A 25,511-nucleotide genomic window follows, 5' to 3' on the forward strand; every position below is an offset into this window, starting at 1 on the left:
AATGTTAGGTCCTTTTGAAGTACTAGAAACCATAGAAATGATTCAAAAAGAAAATCTTGATATAAGAACAATTACCATGGGAATTTCATTAAGGGATTGTTGTCATTCCGATATAGATATTTCATGTAAGAAGATTTACGATAAGATAACCAAATATGCTGAAAAGCTTGTTGTTACCGGAGAAAATATAGAAAGGGAGTATGGTATCCCCATAATAAATAAAAGAATATCAGTTACTCCCATTGCTCTTGTAGCTGAAAGCTGTGAAAGTGACGAGTATGTGAAGTTTGCGGAAGCGCTGGACAAGGCTGCTCAAACTGTGGGTGTAAATTTTATAGGAGGATTTTCATCTCTTGTTCATAAGGGTTATACAGTAGGTGATAAGAGACTTATTCAATCTATTCCTGAAGCCTTAAGCCGAACAAAACTCGTTTGCTCATCTGTAAATGTTGCTTCTACAAAAGCTGGTATAAATATGGATGCCGTGGCTGAAATGGGCAGGGTTATAAAGAAATGTGCTGAATTGACCGCAGATAACGGAGCACTTGCATGTGCAAAGCTTGTTGTTTTTGCAAATGCTGTAGAAGACAATCCGTTTATGGCCGGTGCTTTTCATGGTATCGGAGAACCCGAATGTGTTATAAATGTTGGTGTAAGTGGACCCGGCGTTGTAAAATGTGCTTTGGAAAAGGTTAAGGGTGCGGATTTTGGAACTGTTTCTGAAACTATAAAGAAGACTGCTTTTAAGATAACAAGGATGGGACAGCTGGTAGCTCAGGAGGCATCCAGAAGGTTAAATGTTCCTTTTGGTATTGTTGATTTATCTTTGGCACCTACTCCTGCAATTGGAGACAGTGTTGCGTATATTCTTGAAGAAATGGGCCTTGAGAAGTGTGGAACTCATGGAACTACTGCGGCTCTAGCTCTTTTAAATGATGCAGTTAAAAAGGGAGGAGTAATGGCTTCTTCCTACGTTGGAGGTCTTAGCGGTGCTTTTATCCCTGTAAGTGAAGATGCTGGAATGATTAATGCAGCTCTTTCAGGGGCATTAACTCTGGAAAAGCTTGAAGCAATGACTTGTGTATGTTCAGTAGGACTTGACATGATTGTTGTTCCCGGTGATACTAGTGCCGAAACCATTTCTGCAATAATTGCAGACGAAGCTGCAATCGGTGTGGTGAATACAAAAACCACTGCTGTCAGAATAATTCCTGCTCCGGGTAAGAAGGTTGGAGATAAGGTTGAGTTTGGAGGGCTGCTGGGCTCAGGTCCTGTTATGAAAGTAAATCCTTTCAGTAGTAGTGAGTTTATTAATAGAGGCGGAAGGATTCCGGCTCCAATGCACAGCCTGAAAAACTAAATTAATAAAATTGAATTTTATATAGGGTGGCAAATTACCGGGAAAACAGGTTTTTTACCACCCTTAAAATATGTATGAATCATATTACTAGGAGGTGTCATATGAAAACTAATATTAAACTTGGGTTATGTCAAATGACTGTTTCGGATAATAAGGATGATAACTTGAAAAAAGCAGCGTCCATGCTTGATGAATGTTGTAAACTTGGCGCAGATATAGCAATACTTCCTGAAATGTTTAATTGTCCCTATGACACAAAGATGTTTCCTTTATATACTGAAAATCTAGAAAATAGTAAAACTCTATCAGTTATTTCAGATTCGGCTAAGTATAATAATATGTACATAGTGGCGGGCACTATTCCTGAGAGTTCCGATGGGTGTATATATAACACATCTGTTATGTTTGACAGAGAGGGTAACATAATTGCAATACATAGAAAAGTACATCTTTTTGATATAAATATTAAGGGTGGCATTGTATTTAGGGAATCGGATGTTTTAACAGCGGGAAAGTCGGTTACTGTTGCTGAAACTGAATTTGGACGTGTAGGCATTGGGATTTGTTTTGATATGCGTTTTACCGAGCTTTACTCAAAAATGACTGAAGCAGGAGCAAAAATTATTATTACACCGGCTTCATTCAATATGACAACAGGCCCTGCACACTGGGATTTGCTTGTGAGGGCAAGAGCACTCGATAATCAGGTTTTTCATGCAGCGGTTTCTTCTGCAAGGAATTCAAAGGCTGATTATGTGTCTTATGGAAATTCCATGGTATGTGATCCTTGGGGGAGTATTATTTCAAGGGCGGATGAAAAAGAGGGAATAATGATTGCTGATATTGACCTTAAGATGGTAAATAGTGTACGCAGTCAAATTCCGGTTAATAAGATTATAGATTAGAATAGGTGAAAGGTGAGCAGATTTTGAAAAATAATCTAAAATGGATAAAGGCCGCAGTCTGTATTTTTCCTTTTGTGCTGATTGTTTCAGTTTATTTCCTAAAAAATCAGATAATCTATTTAGGAACACTTTTTCCTTCATGTCCAAGCTATACTTATCTCAACATATATTGTCCCGGATGCGGAAATACAAGAAGTGTTCAGCATTTACTAAAAGGTGATATTACAGAATCCATAAGGTTTAATCCAATACCATTACTGGGTATTATTCTGGCTATACTGGCATATATTGAGTTGATAACTTATGTATTCCACCGACATAAAAAGATATTTCCAAGAAATCGTATCTTCTGGTGGGTATTGGGTGCCATTTCTTCTGTATATTTCGTGGTAAGAAATTTTATACGGCCATTTTAAATCTGTAAATTTAAAGGGACTGTAGCAAAACAGTTAAGTATTTCTGTTTTGCTACAGTCCCTTTCTTTAAGGTCTATCTTTACCGTTACTTTTTGACTCAGTATTACTGTTTGATGGATTATCCAATAGTAATGAGCGATAATTGTATTTTTTATCAGGGTCAGGCAAAAACTTGCCTGTTTTTGTTTTAAAGTACTTGTCAATTATCTCCTGAGTATCATATTGCTCTCTTGTTTTGGTATCTTCAACTTTTTGGTTGTAAATGAAATAGTAGATTTCATTTATGGTTCTATCTAATCCACATAGTTTAAAAGTGTTCATTTCCTGTTTGTTGGCTTTTGTAAGTCCGCTGGCTAAGTTAAGTGTGTCCGAAAGAGTAATGTTAGTAATTACATTGCTGAAAGCATAATTTATGACAGGAACCAGCTTAGGCATATTTAAAAGAGTTACTTTCTGTTTAATAAGTTCATTAACGAATTTTATCTGCATTTCCGTTCTTTTGAGGTCTGAACCGTCGTAATATTTCCGAAGGTCTTCAGATGCTTTTCTGAGACTGTATGGGGGTTTCCTGAATCTCAGCAATTGTTCTGCTTTGTCACCATCAAGGAGTTGATATCCTTTTTTTAGGTTAATATTCAGGCCTTGAGACGGGTCTACATATCTTAAATCGGCAGGTACATCAAAATAAACTCCGCCAAGCATGTCCACGATTTCCTTGATTGTATCTATTTCAAGGTAAACATAGTAATCAATTGGAATATTGGTAAGGTTGCTTATGGACTGTGTTGCATATTCGATAGCTTTACTTTTTTGTTGGCTTTTTGGTAAATCTGCATACTTATTTAAACCCATTGAAAAGACGTTGTTAATTTTTAAAGATGATTTTCCGAATGGCTTTGTGTCCCTGGGTACTGTCAGTAGACTAATTTGATTAGTCACAGGCTCGTAATTACCAATTATAATGGTATCTGTGTGCAGGCCAGATGCTTCTTTAATAAGAACAAGAAAATTTAGAGGATCACTGATATTTTTGTATGTATCAGTTACATCTATAGTTTTTTTAGAATCTCCGGAAGGTAAGACTGCATCATTGTTTGGTTTAGGGGGAGGCGATGTACGAATATTTACTAATAATGCAGAACCTATTATAAATAAAATAATTCCACTGAAAAGGCATGCTAAAAAAGATAACTTTGCAGATTTCATTTGTCACACTCCTAAACTTTTTTGTTCGGTAAATTAAATATATATTAGTTCAGCAAATTTTGTAAGCAATTATTTCAAATTTGTAACCTTCATAAAATCTACACATCTTATTGATAGTATTTAGCTGTAGCTTCAAAATTAATACAATTAAATACAAGGAGGTTCAAATTGAAAAAATCACGTAAGTTAAACTTTACCATAATTGCAGCAATAATAGTAGTATTAACAGGAATTTTTATATTTAAATTTGCAATAAATGATTCGAAAAATAGTGTAGAGTTGGCAGATATTGTAATATCTAAGAGTCAGATTACAGATAAAGTAACATTTTATCCTGTAAAAGTAGGAAAAACCAATATGGAAGTCCTTGCAGTGAAAGCAAGTGATGGTACTATAAGGACAGCATTTAATACATGTCAGGTGTGCAATGGCTCACCAAGAGCTTATTATAAACAGGAAGGGGACACAATTGTGTGTCAGAACTGTGGAAACAGATTTTCCTTGGATATGATAGAGCAGCAAAGAGGAGGATGTAATCCAATTCCTATTTATAGGGAAAACAGAAATGAAGATGCTGAAAATATCATCATATCAAAAGAGCTTATTGAAAATAATAAGGGACTGTTTACTGCTAATTGGAAAACCAAGTAAAATTAGTTATAAATCAACTTTTGCAGCTTGCATAAAACCAAGGATTGGTATATACTTGCGAAAGTTGAATACATAAAGATTTGAAACTAAAAAATAATAACATTGTGGAATCGTAAAAAGGGAGGGACTTTTATGGCCAAAGAAATAACAGATATTGTTGTTGAAGGAATGAGCTGTAATCACTGTGTAAACAGTATTAAGAATGCTGTAGGCTCCTTAAAAGGAGTAGAAAAGGTTGACGTTGACCTGGCTACTAAGAAGGTAACAGTTGAGTTTGACCCTGAGATTGTTAAAGGAAACCAAATTAAAGAAGCAATTGAGGATCAGGGTTATGATGTTACCATGTAACATCATAATTTCGTGTAAAAAGTAAGCCTCGTTTCACTGTTTATATGTGTGGAACGGGGTATATTTATATATAATAAATATTGATGGAGGATTTTGGATTGACGGATTTTGCAAAAAAAATACTGGTTGTTGATGATGAAGCAAAAATATCAGATGTTGTAAAATCATATCTTGAACATGCTGGTTACAAGGTATTTACAGCAGTAAACGGTAAAGAAGCTATGGAGGGTTACAATGATTTTAATCCTGATTTAATAATACTTGATTTGATGCTGCCTGATATTTCAGGGGAAGAAATATGTAAAAGAATTAGAAAAAATTCTTCCGTTCCAATAATAATGTTAACGGCTAAAGTAGCTGATGATGAAGTAATAACAGGCTTGGATATTGGTGCAGATGACTATGTTTTAAAACCATTTAGTCCAAGGCAGCTTCTTGCAAGAGTTGCAGCAGTGCTCAGAAGAACTGTGAGAGAACCTGTTGAAGACAACAGAAAAGTTATTTTTGACAATGGAGACCTTGCAATAGATACCTTTGTTCATGAAATAAGAAAAGCAGGCAATATAATAAATCTTACTCCTAATGAATACAGGATATTGGTTACTATGGCAAGATACCCTAAAAAAGCCTTTACTCGTGAAGAACTTATAAGTATGGCTCTTGGTGACGATTTTGAGGGTTTCGACAGAACCGTTGATACTCACATAAAAAATATTAGACAAAAAATAGAGGATGACCCCAAAACTCCAAAGTATCTGGTGACTGTTCACGGAGTAGGCTACAGATTTGCGGGAGAATTTTAATTAATTTGAATAAATTGAGGTAGCGGACATGAATTCCAGTTTAAGAACAAAGCTTTCAATTTCATATGTTGCCATTGCTCTTATTTGTATCATGCTTATAAGTGTTTTTACAACCCTTTTTATATATAAGCACTTTGAAGAATATGTAAAACAAAATACTGAGCAAAAAAACCGAGAAATCGTTACTACCCTTTCTGGTCAATACTTGGGAAACGGTAAATGGAATACAAAAGTAATTGAATCAATTGGCATAAGTTCTATGGAGAATGGAATTATTCTAATAGTCAAAGATATTAATGGTAATGTTATATGGGATGCAAAAGCTCATAACAATGGTATGTGTCAAAGAATAATAGAGCATATGTCAAAGAATGCAAGCAGGATGCCTGGCGGTGGTAAGTCAGGCTATACAGAGGTTCCATATTCTATAAACCATAACCTTAACAAGGTAGGAACTGTAGAGATAGGAACCTATGGAGATAATTATCTTAATGAACGCGATATTGCATTTATAAATGATTTATACAATTTACTTTGGGCTGTAGGGATTTTTTCTTTAATTCTTTCCTTGTTATTCGGAAATGTTATGTCAAAAAGACTGGTTTCACCCATAGCAAGGGCCATAGATACAGCAAAAGCCATATCAAGAGGCTTTTATTCAGACAGAATTACAGATAAGTCAAATACCCGAGAAATCAATCAGCTTACTGTTACCATAAATGAGCTCGCAGAAAACATGCAAAAGCAGGAAATATTAAGAAAAAGGCTTACGGGAGATGTAGCACATGAACTCAGAACTCCCCTGGCAACTCTTCAGAGTCATTTGGAAGCTATGATAGACGGAATATGGCCAGCTGATTCGGAAAGACTAAAAAGCTGTCATGAAGAGATTGTAAGGATTAGCAAAATGGTAGGTGACCTTGAAAAGCTAGCAAGATATGAAAGTGAAAATCTTGTATTGAATATGGATACATTTGATATTACTGAGCTGGCAAAAAGACAAATTCACAATTTTGAAAGGGAATTTTTAAGTAAAGGTCTTGAATTAAAACTTACAGGTACAGATTGTATTGTGTATGCTGATAAAGATAAAATAAGTCAGGTATTTGTGAATTTACTCTCAAATGCTTTAAAATACACTCCTGAAGGTGGAGAGGTGGTAATAAATATACAGGATAATGTAGCAAATACGGAAATAACTGTGACGGATAATGGACCGGGTATACCTCATGAAGATTTGCCTTATATTTTTGAGAGGTTCTATAGGGCTGATAAGTCACGAAATAAGCTGACAGGCGGTTCCGGAATAGGTCTTACTATTTGCCAATCCATTGTTGCTGCTCACGGAGGAAGTATTTATGTACAGAGTACTTATGGTAAAGGTACGAAATTTACATTTACCATTCCTAAAATATAAAATCCCTTCTATTTTGAACATTATAATGATAGAATATGAGGGTATCTTTTGTATACATTAATATTCAAATTAAAAACTTTACATAACAGTTGTCTGAAAGGATTGATTTAAAATTAGCAGCTTACATATGAAATCATTTATGCCAAAGCTAGCACTTTTTTGTGCTGCTTTTATTTGGGGTAGTTCATTTTTTATAATGAAGGATACTGTTGACATATTTCCACCGCATATTCTTTTGGGATTCCGTTTTACCATAGCTTGTATTATGCTTGGTGTGATATTTTACAAAAGGCTTAAAAATATAACTTTTGAATACCTATGGAAAGGCGGAGTTATTGGGCTTTTTTTGTTTTTGGGATATAGTACTCAAACTATTGGTATAACAAATACTACACCTGGAAAAAACGCATTTTTAACGGCAATTTATTGTGTAATCGTACCGTTCTTATTCTGGCTTGTTGATAAGTCAAAACCGGACATATACAACTACTCAGCAGCAGTTATTTGTATTACGGGGATAGGCTTGGTTTCTCTTACTGGAAGCTTTACCGTAGGAATTGGCGACGCTTTTACTTTACTGGGCGGTTTTATATATGCTGCTCACCTTGTGGCTGTTGCAAAATTGGGGAAAGGAAAGGACCCAATAATACTTACTATAGTCCAATTCGGGTTTGCTGCTGTTTTTTCTTGGATAATTGGTCTTACTGTAGAGTATATCCCTAAAGAAGTGAGTATTCAAAATGTTGCAGGAATTCTGTATTTGGCTGTTTTTGCCACGGCAGTAGCCCTGCTATTCCAGAATATAGGACAAAAGTACACACATCCTTCTGCTGCTGCAATCATATTGAGCCTTGAATCAGTATTCGGTGTTATGTTTTCTATTATTTTTTATGGTGAGAAGTTGACAGTCAGACTTGCCTGGGGCTTTTTACTTATATTTATTGCAGTTATAATTTCTGAAACAAAGCTGTCTTTTATTAAGAAGTCAAAAACAGGCTGAAAATCAGTGATTTCAGCCTGTTAATAAATTTTTATACTTTACCAAGAAAATATTTATAAAAGTTGAATTTGACTCTGTTTACTTTTTCGGAAGTAAGTTTTAAAACAGTTTCAATAAAATCAATCATATCTTGTTTTGCTTTGTCAGGAAGGGTATCCCTGCTGTATCTAGCCTTGACATAATATTCGGTTATTATATTAAAATCGTATTTGTTAAAACTGTATCCTTTAAAGTCCATTATTTTTTCAACCCTTGTTCCAAATTGAAAGGGAGTTTCTCCAGCTGAGATAGTTACATTTTGTAATTTGAATAGCTTTATAATATAACTGTAGGCAGTCAAAACTGCATCATTTGGGTTTTGCTTTCTTATTTTGCTTAGTAAATAGTAAAATTTTATTCTGTTGAATGATACAATGATTAATATAGCCAGCAGAATCAATGAAATCAATGAAATAGCTGTAATAAAAGCTACTCGGATAGTATTGCTATCTTCATTATCAGCAGGCAAATTACCGGAAAGATCTATAGTTTGATTGTTATTTCCCCTTTGATATTTCTCCATCATTCTACGATATTCATCATAATATTGACCGGTCATATTAGTTGCAATAACAGGCCTTATATGGTTATCCTGGTACATTGCTGCTACAAAAGGAGAGGTAGGCTCAAAGGGAATCCATCCAAATCCCTCGAAATATGCTTCAACCCATGCATGAGCCTGCTGGTTTGTAACTTTAAAAATTCCATTCCTGTTGTCGGGAGGCAAGATATATCCTTCAACATAACGGGCAGGTATCCCAATGCACCTTAATAATACAGTCATAGCAGTTGCATAATACGTACAGTATCCTTTTTTGCCCTCAAAAAGGAAATAATCAACAAAATCTTTACTCAAAGGTGGTTTACCCGGCTTAAGGGTGTACGGATAGTTTGTGGCCAAATAAGTTTCTATAGCTTTTGCTTTATCATAGTTATTGCTTTGATTTATAGTTATATTCTCGGCCAGATCCCGAACTCTTTGAGTTACTGTACTTGGTAATGAAACATATTTTGTATAAATTTCACGTAATTGATCCTGAAGGGTACGAAATACATTTACACTAGCAATGACATTTCTGTCTTCGTCAGATAAGTTGTCTATGTCAATATTAAATAAAAGCTTGAATTGATTTTTTTCATAAGTGTATAGATTATCCATTAAATACCCTTTGTAGCTCTGCCGGATACTGTTTTTGAATTCGTCACTGTTAAGAAACATATAATCGAAATTGACAATATATTCAAAATTGCTGCCTTGGGTTTTTTCGGCAGAAATCATTCCGGAATTATCTATAAATAATTTCAGCAGTTTTTTAGGTGTAATCTGATATGTCTTGGCAGGTATAAAAAGTGACTTTGTCTTCAGATTTTTAAATTTGACTTCGATTTTTGAACTTTTATATAGTTCATTTTTATTACTTGAACTGTTAATCAGGCTTCCTGCTTCAAACTGATTAGCATCCACACTTATATTGCTAAAAGGTGATTGAACTGCGTTCCCATAGACAGGGTTATAAGTAGGATCATCGTCATACCAACCATGACCGTTATAATATGCCTTTGAAGATGCTTTTAAGTAAAGATTATAGTACTCTGATTTTACATCCATAACATGGGTTTTGTCAGGACTAATATTACCTCCCAGAATATCATTGTCTCCAAAACCTGTTGCGTTTAAAGAAAAGAAGTCAAAAGAGGAGGTATTTTTGTGTGAAAAGCTTTCAATTGCTTTGTCCAACTTACTATCCAACCAGGGCCAAGATATTCTTTTATTACCTATTGGAAAGTTAAAACTGAGAATTAGTACAGCTATACAGACAGGGATTATGTACAGCAGGTACTTAAGTCTGTTGCCGGGATCGTAAGATTTTCCTTCGGTTCTTACTTTTAATATGTAAAAAAAGTAATAGAGCAGAAATGAAAAAAGAAAAAGAACAAATGCTGGTTTACTTACAAAAATGTTTGCATAAGCTTGGCCAAAGAACAAACTGAAGGTTATAAAGCTAACTAAGTAGATATTATACAGTTTAATGGCGAAGATATATACCATCAGCGTAACAATAAAGGTTATAAGAAACACTGTTATTGTTTGGTAACGCAAGTTTGGCTCGCCAATGTATCCTTGCATTGTATCAATCAGCCAAATAGAGTAGGAACTAAAGCTATTTGAATTATATACTATAACAAAAGAACAGCCTGCAAGCAAAAACAATGTAATACCTGATACAATACAGGTAACTTTATTTTTTAGCATCAGATAAAAAATAAAAGTTAGTGGTACTACGTAAAGAAAAATGTTTATGCTCCATCTGTATGTCATAAAAAGAGAGGTATACAGGGTCTGACAAACAGACAAGGATAAAAGCATTACTAATATTAAATTAACAAATACACTGTATTTATTTTCGCGTCCCATCAGTCCGAACCTCCAAGTAAGATTTTTATATCATCGTCTGGATGTATGGAATATGCCTTAATACCTATTTCTGGAAGATTTTCCATTATATCTTCAATGATGTCAGATTTTACATTTTGGGAACTGTCCGGTGATACATAAATTAGATTGACAGTATGGTTTGCCATCTGTGCTTTGTACATTTCATTATACAAATCAATATCCAGTATACTGGTAAAAATAATCATATCCGATGGATTAGTACAGGATTCTGAATGAAACCTCAGAATGTCAGGCATGGGTACTTGCTCATCGAAGTTTACACATGATAATGATTTGTAGATTTGCTCGAAATCCATCATATTGGAAGCTTTGAACACCTCTAGCTTACCATTAAAATATACATAATTAACAGAAACATCCTTGGATAAATAATAATACAATACAGCAACAACCGCTTCAATTAGCTTATCTTCTATAATTATGTTTTCTTCATCACTATAGACATTTTTTCTTAGGTCAAGAAGAATATTTATATTTGCTTCTGTAACACCCTCATAGTTTTTAACCATAAGTTTGTCATTTCTGGCAGTAAGCTTCCAGTGTATCTTTCTGAAGCTGTCTCCGGCCATGTATTCACGGATATCTTTAATGTTATTTATATTATCCTGTAAACCGTTTTGAGTAGCTTGAGAATCGGAACTTCCCGAAGACATGATACTGAAATTTGAAAGATGCTCAATTTTAGGATAAACAATGATTTTTTTGGGTTCAGGTATTTTATACTTTAACTTTATTAACCCAAGAAAATCTTCAATATAGATTTCACTTAGCCCTACATCATACTCACCTCTGAATTTACATTCCATATCAAAGATAAATTCCTTACCGGATTTGGGGCTGATGGCTAAGCTTTGTGAAGAATTTTTACCTTTAAAGGAGGAATGGGAACTAAAAAAGGTTGCAAAAACATAAGGGTATACTAAAATATCCTCGTTTGAAATCTTTACAACAAGCCTTACATTCTCTCCTTTTACAATAGTCCTTTTGTCTATTTCCTGTATAAATTTAATTCTTACAAATACAAATATGGTATATGCAAGAGATAATATAAATAAGGCAACAAGGGTGTTAAAAAAGAAGAAGGATACAAAGCCGCCGAAATTATATATAAATATTATTGACAATACAAATAAAAAGATAAAGGTAATTCTACTTTTTCTCATAGTTATCTACCATAGGTATGTATACCTTGTCAATTATTGAAGTTAGTATGTCAGAGGAGGACATTTTTTTGAGCTTAGCCTCCTGCTTTAAAACAAGTCTGTGTGAAAGGGTAGGCAGAAGCATCTTTTTTATGTCTTCAGGAATTACATAATCTCTGCCGTTGAAATACGCCCATGCCTGCGCAGCACGACAAACTGCAATTGAACCTCTCGGACTTGCCCCAAGGGCAATATACTGGTTCTTTCTTGTCATACTTACAATATCAATAACATAGTTTTTTAAGGTCTTATCTATGTAAATCTGTTTTACATCTTTTTGAATTTGAAGAATATCGTCACTAGTTGCAACTGCTTCAAGAGTTTCTAATGGATTATCTTCCAGAAATCTTGATAAGATATAAACTTCTTCACCTTGTTGAGGGTATCCAAGAGATATTTTTATGAAGAACCTGTCCATCTGTGCCTCAGGAAGAGGATATGTACCAATATATTCAATTGGATTTTGGGTTGCCAGAACCATGAATGGTTTTGGAAGCTTATATGTAGTACCGTCAACTGTGACTTGGTTTTCTTCCATTATTTCCAGCAAACTGGACTGGGTTTTAGGAGAGGTTCTATTAATTTCATCGGCAAGAAGAATTTGACACATAGCTGTTCCCGGCCTGAATTCGAACTCTCCCGTTTTTTGATTGAATATTGAAAAACCGGTTATATCAGAGGGAAGAACATCTGGGGTAAACTGAATTCTTTTAAAGGATGCAGAAATGGATTTGGCCAAAGCTGAAACAAGGCTCGTTTTACCTACGCCGGGAACATCCTCCAAAAGAACGTGTCCATTACTGATAAGGGCAATTATTGCTAATTCAATAGCATTTCTTTTTCCGACAATTACATTTTCAACATTATCGGCAATTCTTTTTAAAAGAGCAGAATTATTATTAATATAAACCATCTCCTTGCGATAAAATATACTATATTAAGTATATAAGATTAAGACAATTTAATCCATAAATTCTAATAATTTAATTGAAATATAGGAAATAGTTGTTTGATTTTAATATGTTCTTAGTAAAAAATAATACAAGTTAAAAATATAGTAATATAAGGTTTTTAACTTTATGATATACATAAATTTATCATTGTAAATATTTATTAATTGTGCTAAAATACATAAGTATGAAATTTATAACCATTAACTAGGTTTTTGGGTTACTCCATCCAATTACCCGGTTTATGGCGATTCAACAAAATCTTGGAGGTATTTTAAAATGGTTAAAGATTTAAAGCAGGAAATAATTGCTAAGTATCAGTTGCATGAAGGTGATACTGGTTCACCAGAAGTTCAGGTTGCTATTCTTACAGAGAGAATCAACCACCTTAATGAACACTTAAAGATTCATAAAAAGGACTACCATTCAGGAAGAGGACTTCTTAAAATGGTTGGTGCAAGAAGAAGCTTATTAAATTATCTTAAAAAGAATGATATCGAAAGATACCGTGCAATTATTGAAAAACTTGGTCTAAGAAAATAATCATATAAAAGCAGGCAGGCTAACCGCCTGCCTGCTTTTATATGCATTCAGAATACATACGTATTGTGGAAATATTTAAGTATAATTTATGGAAATAAGTTGTGTTAAATATGAAATAATACTAATAAAGCACATATGACTATAGACGGTAGAAGGTAGATTGTGCGTCAAAAATCAATTTGGCGTAGAATCTACATGCTACAGTCTATAGTTTTAATAGCATATGTAAAACTATTAAAAACTTAGGAGGACTTATATGTTTAAAACATTTAGCATGGAACTTGCAGGTAGAACACTAACAGTTGAAACAGGGAAGCTTGCCCAATTGGCAAATGGCTCAGCATTAATCAGATACGGAGATACCGTAGTAATGTCTTCAGCAACAGCTTCGGCTGCACCAAGAGATGGAATTGATTTTTTCCCGCTCAGCGTTGATTATGAAGAAAGACTATATGCAGTAGGAAAGATTCCCGGTGGATTTATTAAGAGAGAAGGAAAGCCTTCTGAAAAAGCAATATTGACTTCAAGAGTTATAGACAGACCAATCAGACCTCTTTTCCCAAAGGATTTGAGAAATGATGTAGCTGTTGTAAATACAGTAATGTCAGTTGAACAGGATAATTCTCCTGAAATAGCTGCAATGATAGGAGCTTCCGTTGCAATAAGTATTTCAGATATACCCTTTAACGGACCTATTGGTGGAGTTGTTCTTGGTTTAATAGACGGTGAAGTAATCATTAACCCAAATGAAGAACAGCGTGCAAAAAGCAAGATGTATGTTACACTTGCCGGAACAAAGGAAAAGATAACAATGATTGAAGCAGGAGCTGACATAGTTCCTGAGGATGTTATGTTGGATGCCATTAAAAAGGGTCACGAAGAGATAAAAAAGATTTGTGACTTTATTGATGGAATAGTAAAAGAGGTAGGTAAACCTAAATTTACCTATGAATCAGCAGATGTTCCTGCAGAAATATTTGCTGCAGTAAAAGAATTTGCATATGATAAAATGCGTATTGCAGTTCTGGCAACAGATAAGCAGGACAGAGATACCAAGGTTTCAGAATTAACAGAAGAAACTCAGGCAGCTTTGGCTGAACAATTCCCTGAAATGGAAAGCAAGATAAATGATGCTATATATAAGCTTGAAAAGAAAGTAGTTCGTGAATATATATTAAAGGAAGGAAAGCGTGTTGACGGCAGACGTTTAGACGAGATAAGACCACTTTCCGCAGAAGTTGGCATATTGCCAAGAACGCATGGCTCAGGTCTTTTCCAGAGAGGACAAACTCAAGTACTTACTACTGTAACATTAGGTGCAATGGGAGATGTTCAAATGCTGGACGGTATTGATACCGAAGAAACTAAGAGATACATGCATCACTACAATTTCCCTGGCTACAGTGTAGGTGAAGCAAAGACTTCAAGAGGCCCCGGAAGAAGGGAAATCGGACATGGTGCTTTAGCTGAAAGGTCACTTGTACCTGTTATTCCATCAGAAACCGAATTCCCATATGCATTCAGGCTTGTATCAGAAGTATTGATGTCAAATGGTTCAACCTCACAGGGTAGCGTATGCGGTAGTACTTTGGCACTTATGGACGCAGGAGTTCCTATAAAAGCACCTGTAGCTGGTATATCAGCAGGATTGGTTATTGACGAAGAGAACCCAGACAATTTTATAACCTTTATGGATATTCAGGGTATAGAAGACTTCTTCGGAGATATGGACTTTAAGGTTGCAGGAACAACAGAAGGTATAACTGCTATTCAGATGGATATAAAGGTTGACGGTCTTAATTATGAAATTATTCGTCAGGCATTTGAGTTAACAAGAAAAGGTCGTTTACAGATTATTAACGATGTAATTTTGAAGACTATACCTGAACCTAGAAAAGAACTTTCGGAATATGCGCCCAAAATAATAACTACTAATATAGATCCAGAAAAAATCCGCGATGTCATTGGACCTGGTGGAAAGATGATAAACAAGATAATAGCTGAAACAGGTGTAAAAATAGACATTGAGGAAGATGGCAGAGTATATATTTTAACACCTGACAGTGCAGCTGCACAAAAGGCTCTTAGGATAATACAGGGAATAGCAAAGGATATTGAACCAGGTGAGGTATACCTTGGTAAAGTTGTAAGAATAACAACTTTCGGTGCTTTTGTTGAAATACTACCTGGTAAGGAAGGTTTGGTTCATATTTCAAAACTTGATAAAAAGAGAGTTGAAAAAGTCGAAGATGTTGTTAATATCGGCGATGAAATTCTTGTAAAAGTTACTGAGATTGATAAGCAGGGAAGAATCAATTTGTCAAGAAAAGATGCTATGGCTGAGGAAAATACAACAAAAGAAAAATAAATCCTTAGTTTATTGTGAATTGATTTTTGGGGGCGTAGACTTTTGGTTTACGCCCAATTATGTATTTAAAATTTACATCGGAGGACTAGATGTTCAAAAAAGTACAATTAAGTAATGGATTAAGACTTGTATATGAAAGAATTCCATATGTTAGGTCAGTTTCAGTTGGCATCTGGGTTGGTACTGGTTCCAGAAATGAAACGTCAGAAAATAACGGCATATCCCATTTTATTGAGCATATGCTTTTTAAAGGAACTTCTAAAAGGTCCGCAAAGGATGTTGCTGAGTGTATAGACGCTATCGGTGGACAGATAAACGCGTTTACCGGTAAAGAATGTACATGTTATTATACAAAAACACTGGATACTCATCTTGATATTGCCGTGGATGTGCTGGCTGACATGTTTTTTAACTCATCATTTGCCAGTGATGATATTAACGTAGAAAAGCGTGTTGTAATTGAAGAAATAGGTATGTACGAGGATACCCCTGAGGAACTGGTACATGATATTTTTTCTGAAATGGTATGGGATGGAAATCCATTAGGATATCCTATTCTCGGTACTGAAATGTGTATTAACAAATTTGACAGAAATATGATATTAAAGTACATGGATGAATTTTATACACCTTACAATACAGTAATATCAGTTGCAGGTAATTTTGATGAAGTAAAGCTTATTGAACTTATTAATAAGTACTTTCAGTATTGGAAATTTGATAAAACCTTCAGTAATAAATTTACTCCTGCACAGTACAAGGTTAATAAAATTGTACGTGAAAAGGATACGGAACAGGTTCACTTATGTATGGGTTTTGAAGGTATTGAACACGGGAACGAAAAGTTATATTCATTACTAGCTCTAAATAACATATTGGGAGGCGGAATGAGTTCTCGCTTGTTTCAGAATATAAGAGAAAAAAGAGGACTTGTTTATTCCATTTATTCATACCCATCAACTTATCAGGGCTCAGGTCTTTTTGTAATATACGCTGGGATGAATCCTGAATATCTTCAAACAGTTATTGATCTGACAAAAGAGGAATTGAACCTTATTATTAAGAAAGGTATAACAAAGGATGAACTGAATAAGGCAAAAGAACAGCTAAAGGGCAATTATATTCTGGGGCTAGAGAGTACCAGCAGCAGGATGAATAGCATAGGAAAATCTGAATTGATGCTTGGTAAAATAAACACTCCTGAGGAGATATTGCAGAAAATTGAAAGAGTTAATATGGACAGCGTTGATGAAATGATTAAAAGAGTGTTTAATTTTGAAAAAATGAGTATTTCAGCAGTTGGAAATATTAAAAACAATATATAATATTTATTAACAAAACAGACCGATGGATTTAAGCCATCGGTCTGTTTTGTTATGCTCAAATATCAGAATTAGTGTATTTGGTACAGGCACTCGGTATATGTTTGTTTCATAAGATATACTAGTCGTCATAATTAGTTTATTCTTCGGTTGCGTGGGAGGGCTTATGGTGAGTAGTAAAAGGTATAGCATAATAGGAGGAGATTTACGAAGTGTAAAGTTGGCAGAGTTAATTGCGCAAGATGGTAATTCCGTTAATATATATGGTTTTACAACAGCGGGTTTTGAGATAAAACTGAAACAAAGCAAAACCTTAATGGAGTCTGTCGTAGATTCAGATGTAATAATCGGACCCATACCTTGTTCAAATGATAACGAGTTTATAAATGCTCCTTTTCATAATGAGAGTATTCATGTGAACGAGTTATTTAAAGCAATGAATAAAAATCAACTTTTCCTTGCAGGAAGAATAAGTGATAAAATAAGTCACTTGGCGCAAGTATGTAATGTTTATACAGTTGACTTGCTAGAGAGGGAGGAAATGGCGGTTTTAAACGCAATACCTACCGCTGAGGGTGCTATTCAAATTGCAATGGAAGAAATGCCAATAACTTTACATAACAGCAATTCACTGATTTTAGGATACGGAAGAATAGGCAAAATTCTCGCAAAGATGCTGCATGGTATAGGTTCCAATGTTTATGTTGAAGCACGTAAGTATGCTGATTTGGCTTGGATAAGGAGCTTAGGGTACCATCCTGTAATGCTGAGTAATCTATCACAGGTTCTTGAAAAAGCAGATGTTATCTTTAATACTATTCCATCTATGGTACTTAATTATGAGCTTTTAAAATTACTGAATCCCGAATGTCTTATAATAGACCTTGCATCAAAGCCTGGAGGGGTTGATTTTAGCAAGGCTAAAGAACTTGGACTAAAAGCTATCTGGGCTCTATCACTTCCGGGAAAAGTTGCCCCTGTAACAGCAGCAGGATTTATTAAAGATACTACATATAACATTATTGAAGAGTTGGGGGTATAAACATGTTACTGGAAGGAATTAAAATCGGATATGCATTAACAGGTTCCTTTTGCACCTTTAGTAAAACAATTCCACAGATAGAAAATTTAGTAAAAGAGGGTGCCGAAGTTATTCCAATAATTTCACAGGCTGTTAATGATTTTGATACTCGTTTTGGAACTGCTGAAGACTTAAAAGCTAAATTAACAAAAATTACAGGTAAAACTCCTATAAGTACAATTGTAGAAGCTGAGCCATTTGGACCTAAAGCAATATTGGATATACTTGTAATAGCCCCGTGTACGGGAAACACTATTGCAAAAATTGCCAATGCTGTTACGGACAGCTCGGTTACTATGGCTTGTAAAGCACACCTGAGAAATGGAAGGCCCGTTGTTATTGCAGTTTCAACCAACGATGGGTTAAGTGCAAATGCAAAAAACATCGGTATACTGCTAAATACTAAAAACGTATATATGGTCCCATTCGGTCAGGATGATCCAATAAAGAAATGTACTTCATTGGTTGCTGATTTTGATAAAATTCTGCCTACGGTTGTTGAAGCTTTAAAACACAAGCAGATTCAGCCAATATTAGTACATAAGAACTAAAATATAATTGTGCCAATTTTTGTCAGGACAACAAACCTGACTAAAGTTGGCAATTCTTATCATTATTAGATTTACGTATTTTTTCTATAAATAAAATAGATAATAAGAAAGACTAAATTATAATAAACTGAGGTATAAACCGTGAAGAATAAAAACTATAGAAATAATGAAGATTCAGAAACACAACCAGCGGAACAGAATAAAGAAGCTGCTGAACTTCAGCAGATAAAAGAACTTGGAACAGCTGAAATTCCTAAAGAGGAGAGTAATATTCACTGTCTTACAATTATAGGGCAGATAGAAGGACATATATTATTACCACCACATAATAAAACTACGAAATATGAGCATATAATTCCACAGTTGGTTGCCATTGAAGAAAGCAAACAGATAGAAGGTCTTCTTTTGGTTCTTAATACTGTGGGAGGGGATGTAGAAGCAGGACTTGCCATATCAGAAATGGTATCGAGTTTATCAAAACCAACGGTTTCACTGGTTCTGGGAGGCGGACATAGTATTGGTGTACCTATGGCAGTATCTGCTGACTATTCTTTTATTGCCAGTTCTGCAACCATGACAATACATCCTATCAGAATGAATGGGCTGGTAATAGGTGTACCTCAAACATATGAATACTTTGATAAAATGCAGGAAAGGGTAGTTAATTTTGTCTGTTCCCATTCCAGAATAAAAAGGGAGAAATTCCGGGAACTTATGCTAAAAACCGGTGAACTGGCAAATGATGTGGGTACAGTACTGTTTGGAGAAGAAGCAACAAAATCGGGTTTAATTGATCAGGTAGGTGGGTTATCTGATGCAATAAAGAAACTCAATGAACTTATTGAATTGAGACGAAATGAAAATTCTTTGCAGCAGCAGGGAGGGAAGCTCCAATGATTCTTTATACTATTTATGACCATAATGTGGTCATGGGAAGCAGTTCTAAGGATAATGGGAAAAATAATCTTAACTATAGCGAAATGAATATTGACGGGATACAAGTACAAGTATCCCGTTATGGCGACTCCGATTATCAGGTTCAAAGAATAATAAGCACCAACCCCTACGACTATTTAAACCCCAAAATTCAACCCGGTACAATAATACCAAAATAATTACTTAATTTTTGTAAGCGTTCCTGTAGCAAAATCTATTTTCAAGCCTTTTCTGTAGCCTGTTCCGCTGAACTTGGCTATAAGGGTACCGTCTTCGTCAAATACATCTACATCGCATCCGCAGATTTTTTTTCCTGCGGATGTTTCTCTGGCCACAGCAGTGATTCTATTACCTTTAGGAGCTTTAAAATATGTAATATTTGAATTAATTCCAACAGTAGCAAAACCCTCTGAATTTATTGCCGCTGCAAAGGCAAAGTCCGCAAGGGTAAATATTACACCACCATGTACACCATCTAATCCGTTCAAATGTTTTTCTGATAAATCAAGACTTGTTTCGGCATAACCTTTACCTACTTTTTTAAGTTCAATTCCGGCAAAATGAGCAAATCTGTCTTTATCAAAAAATCTGATTATATCTTTTTCCATTATAACTATACTCCTTATGTTAGGAAATTCATTACAATCAATTATACAAGAATAACCACAAAAGTAAATATAACTTTTTACACCAAGGTTAGTTGATAGAATTAAAGTACTTTGATACAATAGGCAAGAAGTTTATTTTAACTATGGAGAACATATGAGAATAATCAGGTCTGCAACGTTAGATGATGTAACGGCAATGAGCTATATTCATTCAACAACATGGAAAACTGCTTATAAGGATTTCATTTCTCAGGAATATTTGAACAATATATCTGATGATGGTTGGATTAAAATATTTAGTAGGTCTATTTCTAAAAATATACACCGAGCTGCGGTCTTTGAACTTGATAATAGGATTACCGGCTGCATAACCTTTGGTAAAGGGCGAGTAGGTCAAACCTGTACCATGTCAAATTCAGATATTAACTATTCAAGCAATTGTTATAACTGTAATTCAGGTGAGATAATATCACTTTATGTCCTACCTGAATACTGGCATACAAAACAAGGCTATGAACTGACAAAATATGCGGTGGAAAGACTTAAACAGCAGGGCTTTGATGATTGCTACTTATGGGTTATAAAGGACAATGAACGTGCAAAAGGATTCTATAGGAAATTCGGATTTAAAAGCACAAATACATTTGCAACTGTTAACCTTGGCGGTAGAGATATTGTAGAGGAAAAATTCAATTATATATTTATTTAATAAAATTATGTTATAATAGCTTTTGTATAAAAATATCATGGCTTATATCAATGGAGGAATTTATTTGAGTGAGGGCAAGAGAATTACTACAAAAGTGTCTGCTGAAGAAATCAATCAGCAGTACAAATATATAGAAACAATGAAGCAATATAATCAGGGAATTATATCAAATATGGGAAAGCCTGTAAGATACAATATTGAAACCTTTGGCTGTCAGATGAATGAAAATGATTCTGAGAGACTTTCAGGTATGCTTTCTGAAATGGGTTATTCGGAATGTTCAGAAAGAAAGGACAGCGATCTTATAATATTCAACACATGTTGTGTTCGTGAAAATGCCGAACAAAAGGTTTATGGACATCTAGGAGCTTTAAAGAAGCTAAAGGAGACAAACCCAAACCTTATAATTGCTATATGCGGATGCATGATGCAGCAGAAGGAAGTTGTTGAGCATATTAAAAAGACTTACAAACATGTAGACATAATATTTGGTACTCATAACTTATATAAATTTCCGGAATTACTTAATACGGCAATTACCACAAAAAGCACGGTTATTGATGTATGGGATTCCACTGGATCAATAGCGGAAAACATGCCTATAGCAAGAAAGGACAATATAAAGGCCTGGGTTACCGTAATGTATGGCTGCAACAATTTCTGCTCCTATTGTATTGTTCCGTATGTTAGGGGTAGAGAACGCAGCAGAAGCTTGGAAGAAATAAAAAATGAGGTTGAAAAACTGGCTGCGGACGGGTGCAAAGAAATAACATTGCTAGGCCAAAATGTAAACTCATATGGTAAGGATCTTGAAGGGGATGTAACCTTTGCAGGATTGTTAAGAGAGCTGAACAAAATACAGGGAATTGAGAGAATAAGATTTATGACTTCTCATCCTAAAGATTTGTCAGATGATTTAATATATGCAATAAGGGATTGCGAGAAAGTGTGCGAACATTTGCATTTGCCGGTGCAGGCAGGAAGTTCAAAAGTACTGGATGAAATGAACAGAAAGTACAAAAAAGAACAGTACCTTGAACTTATTGAAAAGGTTAAAAGCAACATTCCAGGCATTGCATTATCTACAGATATAATAGTAGGTTTCCCTGGTGAAACTGAAGAAGACTTCAGTGAAACGCTGGATGTTGCTGCAAAAGTAAGGTTTGATATGGCTTATACCTTCCTCTATTCCAAGAGAACAGGTACTCCTGCTGCAAAAAATCCGGATCAGGTACCTGAAGAAGTTAAAAAACAGAGGTTTGATAAGCTTTTAGAGCTACAGAACAAAATCAGCAAGGAAATAAATGACGAGCTTTTGGGTAAGGAAGTGGAAGTTTTGGTGGAAGGACTTAGTAAAAACAGCAAAACCACTTACACCGGAAGAACCAGAGAAAATAAAATCGTTAATTTTAAGGGAAGTCCTGATATTGTAGGGAAACTTGTAAAAGTTAAAATAGATGAAATACAAACTTGGTCGCTGCTTGGAAAAATTGCAGAAGGTCAGGCTTAAAAAATATATAAATGATGAGGTAATTAAAATGGATATTATAGAAAAAGCAAGAGAATTAGGACAAATGCTGGCCAAGTCAACAGAGATGGAGCGTTATAATACTGCAGAAGCTGCTATGAAATCTGATGATAAATCTACAACTCTCATGAAGGAGTACAAACAGCTTCAGATAGAGATGGTTAAGCTCACAAAAGATGGAGCCGAAAAACAAGCAATAGAAGAAACAAAGGAAAAATTGCTTGCAAAGCAGCTTGAAATCAATTCATACCCCGTTACTTTCGATTATCTGACAGCCAAGGCGAATCTTGAAGCTTTGATGAAGAAGGTAAATGATATATTAGTATTTTCAATAACTGGAGAGTCAGGGTGTTCAGATGATAAATGCAAGAGCTGCGGTGGAGGCTGCAGAGGCTAGTACTTTTAATTAATTACAATCAATAATAAATTTACCAATGTGCCTGATGGTTTTATACATCAGGTACAATAACATGGAGGATAAAATGGGAACTGTTACGCCAATGATGCAGCAGTACCTGGATATAAAGGAACAATATAAGGATTGTATTTTATTTTTCCGACTGGGAGACTTCTATGAGATGTTTTTTTCAGATGCGGAACTGGCGTCCAGGGAACTGGAGATTACACTAACCGGAAGGGATTGCGGACTTGAGGAGCGTGCACCCATGTGCGGTGTTCCTTTTCACGCTGCCGATAATTATGTGGCCCGATTGGTGTCAAAAGGTTACAAGGTTGCCATATGTGAGCAGGTTGAAGATCCTGCACTGGCAAAAGGAATCGTTAAAAGGGATGTAATAAAGGTTGTTACACCAGGTACTGTTACTGACATTACTATGTTAGACGAAAGAAAAAACAATTACCTGATGTCTGTTTATAAAAACGGTAATTTTTACGGTTTAGGAGCAGTAGACATAACTACAGGTGATTTCTATGCAACAAGAATAACCTGGGGCAACACAAGAGGGAAACTTTTGGATGAGATTGCAAAGTATCTTCCTTCTGAAATTATTGTAAATAGTGAATTAAATGGTGACAATGCGCTTACATCTGAAATAAAGCAAAGATTTAATACCTATGTGTCGACCTTTGAAGATTCTTCATTTGAATATGGAAATACTATGGATACCCTGAAAAATCAATTTGAAGGGAAGACACTGAATATTCAGGAATATGACATTGCCGTTAACGCTTCAGGAGCACTAATTAAATATCTTGAGAGTACTCAAAAGGTTAATTTGAGTCACATACAGAATTTTAACTCCTATGCACTTGAAGAATACATGATTCTGGATGCCTCATCCCGAAGAAATCTAGAACTGACAGAAACCATGAGAGAGAAATCAAAGAAGGGCTCACTTCTTTGGGTACTGGATAAGACAATGACCTCCATGGGGGGAAGACTACTTCGGAAATGGATTGAACAGCCATTAATAAATCACGGTGATATCTCTCTTCGTCTCGATGCTGTAGAGGAGCTTAAAAATAAGTTCATGGCAAGAGTAGAAGTAAGAGAACTTCTTAAAAGGGTTTATGACATTGAAAGACTGATGGGAAAGGTAATATTGGGCAGTGTGAATTGCAGGGATTTGATAGCACTTAAAAATTCCATGTGCCAGATACCCTACATAAAAGAACTTCTTAATGGATTTGAAACAGAGTATATAAAAAATTGCTATCAGCAGTTGGATTCCCTTGAAGATGTTTGTAATCTTATAGAAGCATCAATAATTGATGATCCTCCTATAACAATAAAAGAAGGAGGAATAATCAAAGACGGATATAATTCAGAAGTAGATAAGCTCAGGATGGCTTCAATACAGGGTAAAGACTGGATAGCTGCTCTGGAGGCTTCCGAACGTGAAAAAACAGGTATAAAGAATCTAAAAGTAGGTTTTAACAGAGTATTTGGCTATTATATTGAAGTAACTAAATCATATTTTTCCCTTGTGCCAGAGGAGTATATCAGAAAGCAAACTCTTGCTAATTGTGAAAGGTATATAACTCCTGAGCTCAAAGAGATTGAAGACAATATTCTTGGAGCGGAAGAAAAGATAGTACAGCTGGAATACAGTTTGTTTGTACAAATAAAGGATAAGATTGCAGAGCAGTTATCAAGAATAAAGTCAACTGCAAGAGCTCTTGCAGAAATTGACGTATTGGCTTCGCTGGCAGAGGTAGCTGACAGAGAAGGGTACTGTAAACCTGAGGTTTCTGTTTCTGACAAAATAGAGATCACAGATGGAAGACACCCTGTGGTGGAAAAAATGACTGAAAAAAGCGGGTTCGTTCCAAATGATACTATCCTTGACATGGAAGAGGACAGGCTTGCTATAATAACAGGCCCCAATATGGCAGGTAAATCAACGTACATGAGGCAAACTGCCCTTATTGTTTTGATGGCTCAAATAGGTAGCTTTGTTCCCGCAGCTTCTGCAAAAATCGGTTTAGTGGACAGGATTTTTACAAGAGTAGGGGCTTCAGATGACCTAGCATCGGGACAAAGTACTTTTATGGTAGAAATGTCAGAGGTAGCAAATATATTAATTAATGCAACAAAAAGAAGTCTTCTGGTTCTTGATGAGATAGGCAGGGGAACAAGCACTTTTGACGGATTAAGTATTGCATGGGCAGTGATTGAGTATATTGTGAGCAAGGAGCAGCTTGGCTGCAGAACACTTTTCGCGACTCATTACCATGAATTAACCGAGCTAGAAGGAAAGCTGCCCGGTATAAAGAACTATTGCATAACCGTTAAGGAAAAGGGAGACGATGTAATATTCTTAAGAAAAATAATTCGAGGCGGTGCTGACGGAAGCTATGGTATACAGGTAGCAAAGCTTGCTGGAGTACCTCAGACTGTTATTGACAGAGCAAAAGAAATACTGGCAAACTTGGATGATGCTGATATAAACAGAAATGGAAAAGTACGAAGATTAAAGAAACAGGTTGACGGACAGTTGGATTTATTTGCACAAGCTGCAAAAGCATCTGCTGATGCAGAAATACTTGAAGAAATAAGAAAAATTGATATATCAAGGCTTACTCCAATTGATGCAATGAATATATTATATGAGCTTCAAAGGAAAATGAACAGCCGGGAATAGTTGTTG

At 35.3% G+C, this 25,511-nt stretch carries 24 protein-coding genes; 19 read left to right on the forward strand and 5 right to left on the reverse strand.

The features are described 5' to 3' along the window. Nucleotide 1: 1 nt before the first annotated feature. The 3 genes from K412_RS0117850 (at nt 2) to K412_RS0117860 (ending at nt 2,681) form a co-directional block, all read left to right on the forward strand. Nucleotides 2-1,360, forward strand: coding sequence for a PFL family protein (locus tag K412_RS0117850; protein ID WP_024834344.1), 1,359 nt, complete (start codon nt 2-4; stop codon nt 1,358-1,360). Between the two features lie 101 nt (nt 1,361-1,461). Further along, nucleotides 1,462-2,265 (forward strand): carbon-nitrogen hydrolase family protein, encoded by an 804-nt coding sequence (locus tag K412_RS0117855; RefSeq protein ID WP_024834345.1) that lies wholly within the window; start codon nt 1,462-1,464, stop codon nt 2,263-2,265. 23 nt (nt 2,266-2,288) lie between these two features. Beyond that, entirely contained in the window at nt 2,289-2,681 is a 393-nt protein-coding gene (locus tag K412_RS0117860; RefSeq protein WP_024834346.1) for a DUF2752 domain-containing protein, read from the forward strand. Nucleotides 2,682-2,747: 66 nt separating this feature from the next. Here the strand turns inward: K412_RS0117860 and K412_RS0117865 are convergent, their stop codons facing one another. Next, nucleotides 2,748-3,887, reverse strand: a complete 1,140-nt coding sequence (locus K412_RS0117865; protein ID WP_024834347.1) for an LCP family protein — start codon at nt 3,885-3,887, stop codon at nt 2,748-2,750. A 168-nt stretch (nt 3,888-4,055) separates the two neighbouring features. Between K412_RS0117865 and K412_RS0117870 the strand changes: the two genes are divergently transcribed. From K412_RS0117870 to K412_RS0117890, 5 genes are all read left to right on the forward strand, one after another. Continuing rightward, the gene (locus tag K412_RS0117870; RefSeq protein WP_024834348.1) at nt 4,056-4,538 is read left to right on the forward strand and encodes a DUF2318 domain-containing protein; all 483 of its coding nucleotides are present in this window, start codon (nt 4,056-4,058) and stop codon (nt 4,536-4,538) included. 132 nt (nt 4,539-4,670) lie between these two features. Continuing rightward, a complete protein-coding gene (copZ, locus tag K412_RS21105) occupies nt 4,671-4,886 on the forward strand; it encodes a copper chaperone CopZ (RefSeq protein ID WP_034848312.1) in 216 nt (71 codons plus the stop codon). A 98-nt stretch (nt 4,887-4,984) separates the two neighbouring features. Next, nucleotides 4,985-5,689 carry a response regulator transcription factor gene (locus tag K412_RS0117880; protein ID WP_024834349.1) on the forward strand — a complete coding sequence of 235 codons (705 nt, stop codon included), beginning with the start codon at nt 4,985-4,987 and terminating at the stop codon, nt 5,687-5,689. Nucleotides 5,690-5,717: 28 nt separating this feature from the next. After that, nucleotides 5,718-7,106, forward strand: coding sequence for a sensor histidine kinase (locus tag K412_RS0117885; protein ID WP_024834350.1), 1,389 nt, complete (start codon nt 5,718-5,720; stop codon nt 7,104-7,106). 127 nt (nt 7,107-7,233) lie between these two features. After that, nucleotides 7,234-8,106 (forward strand): DMT family transporter, encoded by an 873-nt coding sequence (locus tag K412_RS0117890; RefSeq protein ID WP_024834351.1) that lies wholly within the window; start codon nt 7,234-7,236, stop codon nt 8,104-8,106. Between the two features lie 31 nt (nt 8,107-8,137). On the opposite strand, the gene K412_RS0117895 is transcribed toward K412_RS0117890, so the two are convergent. From K412_RS0117895 to K412_RS0117905, 3 genes are read right to left on the reverse strand one after another with little or no spacing between them, the layout of a single operon-like run. Then, nucleotides 8,138-10,561, reverse strand: coding sequence for a transglutaminase-like domain-containing protein (locus tag K412_RS0117895; protein ID WP_024834352.1), 2,424 nt, complete (start codon nt 10,559-10,561; stop codon nt 8,138-8,140). Beyond that, entirely contained in the window at nt 10,561-11,766 is a 1,206-nt protein-coding gene (locus K412_RS0117900; protein WP_024834353.1) for a DUF58 domain-containing protein, read from the reverse strand. The genes K412_RS0117895 and K412_RS0117900 overlap by 1 nt, the downstream gene beginning before the upstream one ends. Then, complete coding sequence (locus K412_RS0117905) at nt 11,753-12,718, reverse strand: AAA family ATPase (RefSeq protein ID WP_034848313.1); 966 nt, start codon at nt 12,716-12,718, stop codon at nt 11,753-11,755. Before K412_RS0117905 ends, K412_RS0117900 begins: the two co-directional genes overlap by 14 nt. 316 nt (nt 12,719-13,034) lie before the next feature. Here K412_RS0117905 and rpsO point away from each other — a divergent pair, with 316 nt between their 5' ends. The 7 genes from rpsO to K412_RS0117940 all read left to right on the forward strand — a co-directional run bounded on the left by rpsO (nt 13,035) and on the right by K412_RS0117940 (nt 19,735). Further along, complete coding sequence (gene rpsO, locus K412_RS0117910; protein ID WP_024834355.1) at nt 13,035-13,298, forward strand: 30S ribosomal protein S15; 264 nt, start codon at nt 13,035-13,037, stop codon at nt 13,296-13,298. A gap of 256 nt (nt 13,299-13,554) precedes the next feature. Continuing rightward, nucleotides 13,555-15,666 carry a polyribonucleotide nucleotidyltransferase gene (locus tag K412_RS0117915; RefSeq protein ID WP_024834356.1) on the forward strand — a complete coding sequence of 704 codons (2,112 nt, stop codon included), beginning with the start codon at nt 13,555-13,557 and terminating at the stop codon, nt 15,664-15,666. Between the two features lie 89 nt (nt 15,667-15,755). Further along, complete coding sequence (locus K412_RS0117920; RefSeq protein ID WP_024834357.1) at nt 15,756-16,991, forward strand: M16 family metallopeptidase; 1,236 nt, start codon at nt 15,756-15,758, stop codon at nt 16,989-16,991. 163 nt (nt 16,992-17,154) lie between these two features. Then, nucleotides 17,155-18,030, forward strand: coding sequence for a dipicolinate synthase subunit DpsA (dpsA, locus tag K412_RS0117925; RefSeq protein WP_034848315.1), 876 nt, complete (start codon nt 17,155-17,157; stop codon nt 18,028-18,030). 2 nt (nt 18,031-18,032) lie between these two features. Next, nucleotides 18,033-18,620, forward strand: a complete 588-nt coding sequence (locus tag K412_RS0117930) for a dipicolinate synthase subunit B (RefSeq protein ID WP_024834359.1) — start codon at nt 18,033-18,035, stop codon at nt 18,618-18,620. Nucleotides 18,621-18,761: 141 nt separating this feature from the next. Continuing rightward, a complete protein-coding gene (locus tag K412_RS0117935) occupies nt 18,762-19,517 on the forward strand; it encodes a ClpP family protease (RefSeq protein ID WP_024834360.1) in 756 nt (251 codons plus the stop codon). After that, nucleotides 19,514-19,735: a YlzJ-like family protein gene (locus K412_RS0117940; RefSeq protein WP_024834361.1), complete on the forward strand. Its 222-nt coding sequence runs from the start codon at nt 19,514-19,516 to the stop codon at nt 19,733-19,735. The genes K412_RS0117935 and K412_RS0117940 overlap by 4 nt, the downstream gene beginning before the upstream one ends. Here the strand turns inward: K412_RS0117940 and K412_RS0117945 are convergent, their stop codons facing one another. After that, on the reverse strand, nt 19,736-20,164 hold the full coding sequence (locus K412_RS0117945) for a PaaI family thioesterase (protein WP_024834362.1): 429 nt from the start codon (nt 20,162-20,164) through the stop codon (nt 19,736-19,738). 154 nt (nt 20,165-20,318) lie between these two features. Here K412_RS0117945 and K412_RS0117950 point away from each other — a divergent pair, with 154 nt between their 5' ends. From K412_RS0117950 to mutS, 4 genes are all read left to right on the forward strand, one after another. Continuing rightward, nucleotides 20,319-20,873 carry a GNAT family N-acetyltransferase gene (locus K412_RS0117950; RefSeq protein WP_024834363.1) on the forward strand — a complete coding sequence of 185 codons (555 nt, stop codon included), beginning with the start codon at nt 20,319-20,321 and terminating at the stop codon, nt 20,871-20,873. A 172-nt stretch (nt 20,874-21,045) separates the two neighbouring features. Continuing rightward, complete coding sequence (gene miaB, locus K412_RS0117955) at nt 21,046-22,383, forward strand: tRNA (N6-isopentenyl adenosine(37)-C2)-methylthiotransferase MiaB (RefSeq protein ID WP_479691925.1); 1,338 nt, start codon at nt 21,046-21,048, stop codon at nt 22,381-22,383. A gap of 28 nt (nt 22,384-22,411) precedes the next feature. After that, nucleotides 22,412-22,798 (forward strand): YlbF/YmcA family competence regulator, encoded by a 387-nt coding sequence (locus K412_RS0117960; RefSeq protein ID WP_024834365.1) that lies wholly within the window; start codon nt 22,412-22,414, stop codon nt 22,796-22,798. Between the two features lie 85 nt (nt 22,799-22,883). Next, nucleotides 22,884-25,505 carry a DNA mismatch repair protein MutS gene (gene mutS, locus K412_RS0117965; protein ID WP_024834366.1) on the forward strand — a complete coding sequence of 874 codons (2,622 nt, stop codon included), beginning with the start codon at nt 22,884-22,886 and terminating at the stop codon, nt 25,503-25,505. The last annotated feature ends 6 nt before the right edge of the window (nt 25,506-25,511 follow it).

The sequence above is a fragment of the Ruminiclostridium josui JCM 17888 genome (assembly GCF_000526495.1).
GTDB lineage: Bacteria > Bacillota > Clostridia > Acetivibrionales > DSM-1351 > Ruminiclostridium > Ruminiclostridium josui.

Bases quoted from the DNA above. Each gene is read 5' to 3' on its own strand.
- dpsA (WP_034848315.1), top strand. From the start codon at position 17,155: ATGGTGAGTAGTAAAAGGTATAGCATAATAGGAGGAGATTTACGAAGT.
- K412_RS0117915 (WP_024834356.1), top strand. From the start codon at position 13,555: ATGTTTAAAACATTTAGCATGGAACTTGCAGGTAGAACACTAACAGTT.
- K412_RS0117930 (WP_024834359.1), top strand. From the start codon at position 18,033: ATGTTACTGGAAGGAATTAAAATCGGATATGCATTAACAGGTTCCTTT.
- K412_RS0117950 (WP_024834363.1), top strand. From the start codon at position 20,319: ATGAGAATAATCAGGTCTGCAACGTTAGATGATGTAACGGCAATGAGC.
- K412_RS0117855 (WP_024834345.1), top strand. From the start codon at position 1,462: ATGAAAACTAATATTAAACTTGGGTTATGTCAAATGACTGTTTCGGAT.
- K412_RS0117850 (WP_024834344.1), top strand. From the start codon at position 2: ATGTTAGGTCCTTTTGAAGTACTAGAAACCATAGAAATGATTCAAAAA.
- copZ (WP_034848312.1), top strand. From the start codon at position 4,671: ATGGCCAAAGAAATAACAGATATTGTTGTTGAAGGAATGAGCTGTAAT.
- K412_RS0117885 (WP_024834350.1), top strand. From the start codon at position 5,718: ATGAATTCCAGTTTAAGAACAAAGCTTTCAATTTCATATGTTGCCATT.
- K412_RS0117945 (WP_024834362.1), bottom strand. From the start codon at position 20,164: ATGGAAAAAGATATAATCAGATTTTTTGATAAAGACAGATTTGCTCAT.
- K412_RS0117960 (WP_024834365.1), top strand. From the start codon at position 22,412: ATGGATATTATAGAAAAAGCAAGAGAATTAGGACAAATGCTGGCCAAG.
- K412_RS0117905 (WP_034848313.1), bottom strand. From the start codon at position 12,718: ATGGTTTATATTAATAATAATTCTGCTCTTTTAAAAAGAATTGCCGAT.
- rpsO (WP_024834355.1), top strand. From the start codon at position 13,035: ATGGTTAAAGATTTAAAGCAGGAAATAATTGCTAAGTATCAGTTGCAT.
- K412_RS0117940 (WP_024834361.1), top strand. From the start codon at position 19,514: ATGATTCTTTATACTATTTATGACCATAATGTGGTCATGGGAAGCAGT.
- K412_RS0117900 (WP_024834353.1), bottom strand. From the start codon at position 11,766: ATGAGAAAAAGTAGAATTACCTTTATCTTTTTATTTGTATTGTCAATA.
- K412_RS0117865 (WP_024834347.1), bottom strand. From the start codon at position 3,887: ATGAAATCTGCAAAGTTATCTTTTTTAGCATGCCTTTTCAGTGGAATT.
- miaB (WP_479691925.1), top strand. From the start codon at position 21,046: ATGGGAAAGCCTGTAAGATACAATATTGAAACCTTTGGCTGTCAGATG.
- K412_RS0117920 (WP_024834357.1), top strand. From the start codon at position 15,756: ATGTTCAAAAAAGTACAATTAAGTAATGGATTAAGACTTGTATATGAA.
- K412_RS0117890 (WP_024834351.1), top strand. From the start codon at position 7,234: ATGAAATCATTTATGCCAAAGCTAGCACTTTTTTGTGCTGCTTTTATT.
- mutS (WP_024834366.1), top strand. From the start codon at position 22,884: ATGGGAACTGTTACGCCAATGATGCAGCAGTACCTGGATATAAAGGAA.
- K412_RS0117895 (WP_024834352.1), bottom strand. From the start codon at position 10,561: ATGGGACGCGAAAATAAATACAGTGTATTTGTTAATTTAATATTAGTA.